At 67.3% G+C, this 9,079-nt stretch carries 8 protein-coding genes; all 8 read right to left on the bottom strand.

Going from position 1 to position 9,079, the window contains the following annotated elements:
- A partial coding sequence (locus AC3IFE_RS16700; RefSeq protein WP_489191199.1) for a hypothetical protein occupies positions 1-1,085 on the bottom strand: 1,085 nt, incomplete at its 3' end.
- Positions 1,082-2,350, bottom strand: a complete 1,269-nt coding sequence (locus AC3IFE_RS16695) for a hypothetical protein (RefSeq protein ID WP_489191197.1) — start codon at positions 2,348-2,350, stop codon at positions 1,082-1,084. The genes AC3IFE_RS16700 and AC3IFE_RS16695, both read right to left, overlap by 4 nt.
- A 19-nt stretch (positions 2,351-2,369) precedes the next feature.
- Positions 2,370-3,614 carry a UDP-N-acetyl-D-mannosamine dehydrogenase gene (gene wecC, locus AC3IFE_RS16690; RefSeq protein WP_089468972.1) on the bottom strand — a complete coding sequence of 415 codons (1,245 nt, stop codon included), beginning with the start codon at positions 3,612-3,614 and terminating at the stop codon, positions 2,370-2,372.
- 28 nt (positions 3,615-3,642) lie between these two features.
- Complete coding sequence (gene wecB / locus AC3IFE_RS16685) at positions 3,643-4,821, bottom strand: non-hydrolyzing UDP-N-acetylglucosamine 2-epimerase (protein WP_489191196.1); 1,179 nt, start codon at positions 4,819-4,821, stop codon at positions 3,643-3,645.
- A 19-nt stretch (positions 4,822-4,840) separates the two neighbouring features.
- Positions 4,841-7,093, bottom strand: a complete 2,253-nt coding sequence (locus tag AC3IFE_RS16680; protein ID WP_489191195.1) for a polysaccharide biosynthesis tyrosine autokinase — start codon at positions 7,091-7,093, stop codon at positions 4,841-4,843.
- A gap of 7 nt (positions 7,094-7,100) precedes the next feature.
- On the bottom strand, positions 7,101-7,592 hold the full coding sequence (locus tag AC3IFE_RS16675; protein ID WP_179233466.1) for a low molecular weight protein-tyrosine-phosphatase: 492 nt from the start codon (positions 7,590-7,592) through the stop codon (positions 7,101-7,103).
- Positions 7,589-8,821, bottom strand: a complete 1,233-nt coding sequence (locus AC3IFE_RS16670; RefSeq protein ID WP_256979696.1) for a polysaccharide biosynthesis/export family protein — start codon at positions 8,819-8,821, stop codon at positions 7,589-7,591. The genes AC3IFE_RS16675 and AC3IFE_RS16670 overlap by 4 nt, the downstream gene beginning before the upstream one ends.
- Positions 8,822-8,856: 35 nt before the next feature.
- The coding region (locus tag AC3IFE_RS16665; RefSeq protein ID WP_489191194.1) for a sugar transferase at positions 8,857-9,079 on the bottom strand (223 nt) is incomplete at its 5' end.

Genomic DNA, 9,079 nt, shown 5'->3' with positions numbered 1-9,079 from the left:
CAGACGGCCGGCTTGCGCCGTGCCTGTCCGTAGGCCATCACGAACACGAGCCACGCGATCGCGCCGAACACGCCCATCTCGACGAACAGGTGCGGATAGAACGTGTCGGTGGTCTTCAACAGCCCGCCGAGCCCATACCAGTCGAAGTGATAAAGCGGGTACAGCGGCGACGAGAATTTGACCGACGCCGGGCCGCCGAAGCTGCCCAGCCCCTCGCCGAGCAGATTGCCGTTGCGGATCGACTCGAACATCACGCGATAGGACTCGGCGCGCGCCGAATTGCCCGCGACGACATAGAACAGGATCTTCGCCATGCCGACCTTCAACAGCGAATCGAGTACGCCCATCGCCATCAGCACGAGCATCGCGCCCGCAATACCGGCCGCGGCCAGCCAGGCGCGCACGTCCCTGACGTTCCTCACGAACGGATAGAACGCCAGCGCCGCGAACAGCTTGAACGAGAAGCCGAGCAATCCGAAGAACAGAAAGCCCCACGACGCCATCGCCGCGCGGCGGCCGGACCAGTACCAGCGGCACAGCAGGAAGGCGCAGAGATTGATGAAGCTGAATTCCGAGAAGAATCCCATCCATCCCTGTGCGCGCAGGAACAGCCCCGAGTCGATCCGGACCGGCATGAACAACGGCAGCCCGCTCGCGTACGAAGCATAGAAGTACAACTGGAATAGATCGTTGCTGACGACCACGCCGATGAACGTCTTGACCAGCACGTCGAGCCGGTCGCGGTACGGGAAGATCGCCACCGTGATCGCGACCGGAAAGAGGAAGCGGACGAGTTCCTCGACGCCCGCCGCCTTATTGAACGACAGCAGCATGCCGATGCACAGCGACACCGCGACGGGCAGCACAACGACGGCCAGCCGATGAACGCGCGGACGCAGCAGGATCGCCGCGAACACCAGCGCGAACGCGCCCATCTTGACGACCTGCGAGCGATCGTCGTCGAGCGTGAGCAACGTATCGCTGACGCAGAAGACGAAATACGCCAACGCCAGCAGGCCAGCGCCCAGGTCGGCGACCCGCGAGCGACGATCCACCATCGCCGGCGCTCGAATCGCGACGCTCATGGGCGCACTCCCGACGCGACCGCAACGTTGCCTACGCTGTTCGATGCCGCATACGCGGAACATACCCGTCGCGCATGCAAGACCACGATCCCGTTCCGGATCAGCGTGACCACGATGGCCGACGCGAGCATGCAAAAGAACCCGGCTTCGCCGCCGATCGCGACGCTGCCGCCGAGCAACGCGACGAACAGCGCCGACGTACCGAGGTTGATCCGCGCGGTGACGGCGCTTTTCTCGAACGCCATCATCACGTTGCTGCCCACCACGCCGAGCACGCCGGCCGCGCACTGAATCGCCAGCAATGCACCGCCCGCGAGCGTCATGGACGTGTCCGGGCTATCCAGCCCCGCCCGATAGGTCAGCCCCACCACGATCGCCAGATTCGCGACGAGCACGACCACATTCGACCGCCCGATATTCCGCCGCATCGCGCCCAGCGTCGTATCCAGCGGCGCCTTGTCCCTCTTCCGCCTCACGAGATCGGGCAACTGCGCGATCGAGATGGCGCGCGGCAGCAGGTTGCCGACCGCCGTCACCGACGCGAACAGCGACAGCATCCCCGCGAACGACGCACCGCACATCGCCTTGGCCGCCGGCACGGTCGCCAGCGCGATACCGCCGGACAGGAAATTGGTCAGCCCGAACTGCAGCCCCTTCATGTCGATACGCGCCGAGAACACGCCACGCGCCGGCGCACCGATCGCGACGAACATCGCGACGGCCACCACGATCAGCGAGAGCGCCAGGCACATCGATGCCGAATAGCCGTAACGCGTGCCGGCCTGGAGCATCGCGCACGAACCGGCGATCAGCACGCAGTCGAACGCAATCGTGATCCGGTAGCGACGCGTCGACACGAAGAAATGCCGCGCAAGCTGATACACGGTCCAGCCCCACATCAACGCGATCACGCCGCCGAGATCGAACGCGAGAAGACCGCTCGCGGATACCAGCATGCACGCGAACGTGGCGGCCACGGTCGTCCATCCCGCCATCGACACCAGCGAGTAGAACGCGTCGCGCGCCGCCTGCCGCCCGTCGCTGGCCGGCACGCGCACCAGGATCAGCGTCGCCCAGCCGATGGCCGTGAAGAAGCCGATCATCTGCGCGATCGACATGTTGGACGCCGCATGTCCGAGTTCGTCCAGCGAATAGATTCGCTGGATGACCCAGAACGTCAGCACGCGATACAGGCCCGGCGCGCCCGTACAGACGAGCGCCTCGAGACGGCCCAGCAGCTTTCCGGCATCGGCGTTCCGCATCATGACGCGTGCATCCCGTCAGTCACGCGCGCGCCAGCACGCCGCGCGTGTCGATCACGACCTTGGTCTGCAGCCGCACCGGGTCCATGCGACGGAACGGCGCGTGATCGACGAGGATGACGATCACGTCGGCTTCCGCCAGCGCGGTATGCAGATCGCAGAGCCGGGCCTTTGCCTCGAGCGACGCCGGCAACGCGTCGACGTTCGGTTCGACGACCAGCAGCGTCGCGTCGGTATGCTCGGCGAGCGCGTCGACGATCTCCATCGCCGGGCTCTCGCGCAGATCGTCGATATCGGCCTTGAACGCGAGGCCGAGACACGCGATCACCGGCTCGCGAAAACGGCTCGCCGCGTGCCGCACGCGTTGGACCACGAAATGCGGCTTGTCGTCGTTCACATGGCGCGCGGTGCGGATCAACCGCGCATGCTCCGGCGCCGAATCGACGATGAACCACGGGTCGACCGCGATGCAATGTCCGCCGACGCCCGGCCCCGGCTGGAGCACGCTCACGCGCGGATGGCGGTTCGCCAGCCGGATCAGTTCCCACACGTTGATGTCGAGGTGGTCGCAGATCACCGAGAGCTCGTTGGCGAACGCGATGTTCACGTCGCGGAACGAGTTCTCGGTCAGCTTGCACATTTCGGCCGTACGCGCATCGGTCAGGATGCACTCGCCGCGCACGAACACCGCGTACAACTCCTGTGCACGCGCGCCGCACTTGCGCGTCATCCCGCCGATCACGCGGTCGTTCTCCACGAGCTCGCGCACCACGTGGCCCGGCAGCACGCGCTCCGGACAATGCGCGATACGGATGTCCGAGCGCTCGCCGGCCTGCTGCGGGAACGTCAGATCCGGGCGTTGCGCCGCGAGCCACGCCGCCATCCGCTCGGTCGCACCGACCGGCGACGTCGACTCCAGCACCACCAGATCGCCCTTCTTCAACACCGGGGCGATCGACCGGCACGCGGCCTCGATGTAACTCAGGTCGGGCTTGTTGCCGTCGGTAAACGGCGTCGGCACCGCGATCAGGAACGCATCGGCCGGCTCGGGCGCCGTCGTCGCACGCAGATGGCCCTGCGTCACGGCCGCATGCACGAGCATGTCGAGCTCGGGTTCGACGATGTGAATCTGGCCGCGATTGATCGTGTCGACCGCATGTTGCGACACGTCGACGCCGATCACGCTTTTACGACGTGCGGCAAATGCCGCTGCGGTAGGCAGGCCGATATAGCCCAGCCCGATGACGGAAACGGTTTCGAATGACATGAATGAGGTTCTCCAGACGTCAGGGAATTCAGCAGAGCGTGCCGGCCAGATGAGCCGGCCCCTGCGTCGACGTGGGCGGCGACACGAGCAGATCGGCGATCCGCCCGCTCGCGCGGCCATCGCCGTACGGGTTGTGCGCGCGGCTCATCGCGCGATAGGCGCGGCCGTCCTCCCACAGCTCGACCACCGCGCCGACCAGCCGCTCGACCTCGGTGCCGACCAGCCGGACCGTGCCGGCCGCGACGGCTTCCGGCCGCTCGGTGGTGTCGCGCATCACGAGCACCGGCTTGCCGAGCGACGGCGCTTCTTCCTGAATGCCGCCGGAATCGGTCAGGATTAGCCACGCGCGACTCATCAGATAGACGAACGGCAAATACTCCTGCGGCTCGATCAGCATGACGTTGTCGATGTCGCCGAGCAGCCGCGTGACGGGCTCCCGCACGTTCGGATTCAGGTGCATCGGATAGACGATCCGGCACGCCGGATAGCGCTTCGCGATCGTCGCGACCGCCTCGCAGATCTGTTCGAAGCCGCGACCGAAGTTCTCGCGGCGGTGGCCGGTGACGAGAATCATGCGTCGTGCGTCGTCGACGAACGGGAATCGCTCGCGCATCTGCTGCACCAGCGCCCGATCGTGCGTCAGGCGTTGGGTGACCGTCAGCAGCGCGTCGATCACCGTGTTGCCGGTCACGTGGACCCGTCCGGCCTCGACGCCTTCGGCCAGCAGGTTCGCGCGCGACGTCTCGGTCGGCGCGAAGTGATGCAGCGCGAGCGCGCCCGTCACCCGGCGATTCGCCTCCTCCGGCCATGGCGAATACAGGTTGCCGGTACGCAGGCCGGCTTCCACGTGCCCCACCGGAACGCGCCGGTAGTAAGCGGCGAGCGTCGCGCCGAGCGTCGTGGTGGTATCGCCGTGGACGAGCACGAGATCGGGCCGGAACGCATCGAGCACCGGGTCGAGCGCATTGAGGATGTGCCCGGTCAGGCCGCCGAGCGTCTGCCCGGCGCGCATCAGGTCGAGATCGAAATCCGGCACGATGCCGAACAGGTCGAGCACCTGGTCCAGCATCTGGCGATGCTGGGCCGTCACGCAGACGCCGCAGCGCACGCCTTCGCGAGCCCGCAACGCATGGACGAGCGGCGCCATCTTGATGGCTTCCGGACGGGTGCCGAACGTCACGAGAATGTTTTCGTAGGGGTGGGTCATCGGATTCTCCATCGACGGATCACGGGCGATCCGCAGCGGTGTGCGAATCGGCGCGGTCATACGCGTAAGCGCCGTAGTTGCCGTACCGGGCGGAGCGCAGCCCCGGCCGGAAGCCGTTGAACACGACGGCCGTCGTGCGCGCGCCGACACGCTCGATGCGCTTCGCCGATTCGAGCAGTTCGCCCGTGGTCGTCACACCGGAGCGCGCGGCGAGCAGGATCGTGTCCGCGTGCGCGGCCAGCACCGTGGCGTCCGTCACCGGCAGCAGCGGCGGCGCGTCGAGCAGCACGACGCCGTAATCGCGGCCGACGCGTGTCAGCAATGCCGACAGCCGATCCGATGACAGCAGCTCGACCGGCCGGTCGGTACGCGGGCCGGCCGGCAGAAGATCGACGTTCGGCGCGATATCGCGCACGATGGCGTCGTCGACGGTCGCGCCGCCGCGAAGCAAGGTCGACAGGCCGATATCCGGCCGTACACCGAAACGCTTCGCCAGCTCCCCGCGTCGCAGGTCGCCGTCGATCAGCAACACGCGCTGGCCCGACTGTCCGAGCAAGGCGGCGACGTTGGCCGACACGAAGGATTTCCCGACGCCCGCGGAAGGCCCGGTGATCAACACGCGGTTGCGTTCGGGCCAGTCCAGCAGCTGGAACCGCAGCGCCGTGCACAGGCTGTGCAGCGCCTCCACCGCCGGTTCGTTCGGCCGTGCAAGCGACAGGATGGGCGCAGCGCCCTGCGCCGCGGCGGCGCGCTGCGCGAGCCGGCGCTGGGCGGCGCTGTGCGGAATCGTCGCCATCACGTTCAGGCCCGTGTCGCGCTCGATCTCGGCCGGATCGGTGACGCGGCCGAACAGCACCGCACGGCCGACGACGCCGCACGTGCCGAGCAAGAGGCCCACCAGCGCGGCAATCGCCGTGATCAGTAACGGCTTCGGCCGCACGGGTTCGTCCGGCACGATCGCGCGATCGATCACGCGCACGTTGCCGATCTTGCTCGCGGTCGCGACGCGAAGCTGCTGGATGCTGTTCAGCAGGCCGACGTAGATCTCGGTCTGCACCGTCACGTCGCGGCGCAGCCGCACGATGTTGCGCTGCGCGTCGGGCAGGCGCCGGATCGCGTCGTTCACCCTCCCGATCTGCGCGCGGGCCGCGGCGATCTGCCGGTCGACCGCGGTGAGCTCCGGGTGCGCCGGCGTCAACGTCGACGCCAACGCAAGCCGCTTCTGTTCGAGTTCGAACAGCGACGTCTGCACGGTCGTCGATTGCGTCAGCATCGCCTTTGCCTGTTCGGTCAGATCGACGATTTCATGGCGGGCCTGGTACGCATTGAGACGGTCCTCCGCCATACGCAACCGACGCTCCACCGTCGGTACCTGATTGTCGAGGAACGCCAGCGACTTCTCGGCGGTCGCCGCCTTGCGGTTCGCGTTCTGCTGCACGTAGTTGTCGGCAATCGCGTTCAGCACGGCCGCCGCGCGCACCGGATCGCGGCTTTCGTACGACACGCCGATCACGCCGGACTGATCCTTGCCGCGGTTCGCGATCGACAGCTTCTTCCGCAGTTCGGCGAGCACGACCTGCTTCGACTCGGCCTTCACGACGAACTGCGCACCGGCAGCGGCGTCGACGCCGGCGACCTGCAGCATCACATCGCCGGCGGCCGTCTTCACGCACAGCGGCTCGCCGATCCCGCCTTCCACGTCGCGATCGAGATCGTCGCCGGACAGTCGATAGCGACCGTCGCCCAGCAACGTGACGATGAACGGGTGCTCGTGGAAGTCGGACGGCACGTCGAACGCGGCCACGTCGATGCGCTCCTTGCCCCAGACGAATCCGCCTATCCCGAACAGGCCGGGCGTCGACAGCCCGCGATTGAAGCGCGCGATCGCGGCCCCGATCACCGGCACACGGCGCGGCCGCGCGTCGATATACAGGCGCTGGACGTCGACCACCGGTTCGGTCACGAGCCGCGAGCGCAGGATTTCCATTTCGCCGTCGTCGGTCGACTTCACGTCGAACAGCGCGCCGAGGCCGCCGACGAGCCCGCCTTCCGCCATGCTGCGCAGGTCGGAGCCGCCGCTTTCCACCTGCACGGCAATGTCGGCCTTGTAGACCGGCTTCGCGACGAGCGCATACGTGGCGCCGAGCGCGGTACACGTCGCAGTGACCGCGACGATGCGGCCCGCGTGCGCGATCAGCACGTCGAGCAGGCCTCGCACGTCGAGCTCGTCGGCATCGCGTTCAAGGAGTCGACCAGGATTGGTTGCATTCATCTGAGGCTCACTTCAAGTGTTCCGGCGCATCCGCGCCGGGATCAGGGCGTCGCGGCCAGTCCGATTCGAGGCGGGCGATCCGGTCGGCCCAGTCGACGACGCCGTGCTCGATCAGCTTCAGCGCGTAGTCGTACACGTGGCGGCTTCGGCGATACGGATCGGGGACGTCGGTCCGGTAGCGCTCGGTGAGGCGATACACGCGGCCGCGCGTCATCGGGTGGCTCCGCTCGATCAGATGGCGCTGCGCGGTCTCCATCACGAGAATCAGGTCGGCCCACCGGCAGACGCGATCGTCGACGCGTCGCGCCCGGTGCGACGCCCCCCCGAAGCCGCGCGCGGCCAGCAATTCGTTCATCACCGGATCGATCGGCGTGCCGCCGATCGCCGCGAGGCCGGCCGACTCGATCGTGCGGCCGGGCAATGCGCGCGACAGCAGCGCCTGCGTGGCCGGGCTGCGGCAGACGTTGCCGGTACACACCACCAGGATCCGGTTCATCATTTCGTGACGATCGCGGCGGTCAGGCCCGCGTTGATGGCCGGCAACAGTTGCGCAAGCACGCGGCCGAAGCGCGCGAGCTTCGTGCTGTCGACGTACACGACGTCGCGCGGCTGCAGCTCGAATGCGTTGGCCAGCACCATCGACACCGGCGATCGTCCGTCCAGATGAAATACCTGCGCCTGCCGTCCCTCGGCGGCGCGAATCACGTAGGTTTGCTTCGGATCGGACGTAGCCTGATTGACGCTGCCGGCCTGCGACAGTGCATCGGCCAGCGTGAGCCGACCGTTGCGTAGCGGCAGCGCGGTCGTCGGCCGGTTGACTTCCCCCATCACGTACACGCCGAACTGGTCGCGCGCGCCGACTTGCAGCAGGTCCCCCTTGCGCAACACGATGCGCGACGGATCGAGACGCGCGCGAATCAGCCCCGGCAGATCGACCGGATACGCGACACCGCCGCGCACGAGCGTCATGCGGCTCTGATCGGCCTCGGCCGTGAAGCCGCCCGCGCGCGTGACGGCTTCGAGCAGCGTCATCGGCGTGTCGTTGAGCGGCTGCGCGCCCGGTGCATGGACTTCCCCGTCGATGTAGACACGATTCGCGCGATACGACGCGACGCGCACCGTCACTTGCGGCGCGACGAACCATTTCGACAGCCGCGCACGCAGCGCGGCCTGAATCTCGCTCGTGCTCATGCCCGCGACGTGCAGTTCGCCCGCATACGGAAACGCCAGGTTGCCGACCTGATCGACGACGAAGCCCGTCGGCGGATCGGCGGCACGCGTCTGCTGATTACCAGGATTGCCCTGCGCAGCCGCCAGTTCGGGGTGATCCCACACGGTGATCTGCAACACGTCGCCCGCGTCGATCGCGTACGGCGCCGACGCGGCAAACAGCGCGGCGCGCGTGCGTTCGTCCCGTGCGCGGGCATCGCGCCGCTGGGCGGCGATCAGTGCACCGTCGATCGGACCGATCGGCACCGACGCCACGTCACGCGAAGCGGATGCTTGCTGCGCTCGATCAAACGACACCGCATCGATGCGGCGCATCGATACCGTCAGGCCGTCGTCGAGCGTCCGCGTCGCGATACCGCCGTTGTCCGACGCTTCGTTCGCGAAGTTCATGTGCATGCCCGGCTCGACCGCGCAAGCGGACAACAGCACGACGGGCAAGGCCGTCAGCGCCGCTCGCGAGCGTTGCGCCCAGGAGCGGGACCGTTTTCCAGTTTCCATTCGTGTTTTCCAAGCCGCGTGCGTGGACGCGTCGTTCAATAAGCGTTGCGATGCGTGAATCCGCACGTCACGGTCGCGACCACGATCCGCATATCGAGCGCGAACGACCAGTTGTTCAGGTAATAGAGATCGTGTTCGACCCGCTGCTGCATCTTCTCGACGCGATCCGTCTCGCCGCGATGCCCGTTGACCTGCGCCCAGCCGGTAATGCCCGGCTTGATCCGGTAGCGCTGGATATAGCCGTCGACCCGATGCTGG

Source organism: Burkholderia sp. APQ4-4ca, assembly GCF_057837105.1.
The sequence above is the reverse complement of the archived record's forward strand: the minus strand, read 5'-3'. Positions and strand labels throughout refer to the sequence as shown.

Coding starts and splice junctions, on each gene's coding strand:
- AC3IFE_RS16695 (WP_489191197.1), bottom strand. CDS start 2,350: ATGATGCGGAACGCCGATGCCGGAAAGCTGCTGGGCCGTCTCGAGGCG.
- wecC (WP_089468972.1), bottom strand. CDS start 3,614: ATGTCATTCGAAACCGTTTCCGTCATCGGGCTGGGCTATATCGGCCTG.
- wecB (WP_489191196.1), bottom strand. CDS start 4,821: ATGACCCACCCCTACGAAAACATTCTCGTGACGTTCGGCACCCGTCCG.
- AC3IFE_RS16680 (WP_489191195.1), bottom strand. CDS start 7,093: ATGAATGCAACCAATCCTGGTCGACTCCTTGAACGCGATGCCGACGAG.
- AC3IFE_RS16675 (WP_179233466.1), bottom strand. CDS start 7,592: ATGATGAACCGGATCCTGGTGGTGTGTACCGGCAACGTCTGCCGCAGC.
- AC3IFE_RS16670 (WP_256979696.1), bottom strand. CDS start 8,821: ATGGAAACTGGAAAACGGTCCCGCTCCTGGGCGCAACGCTCGCGAGCG.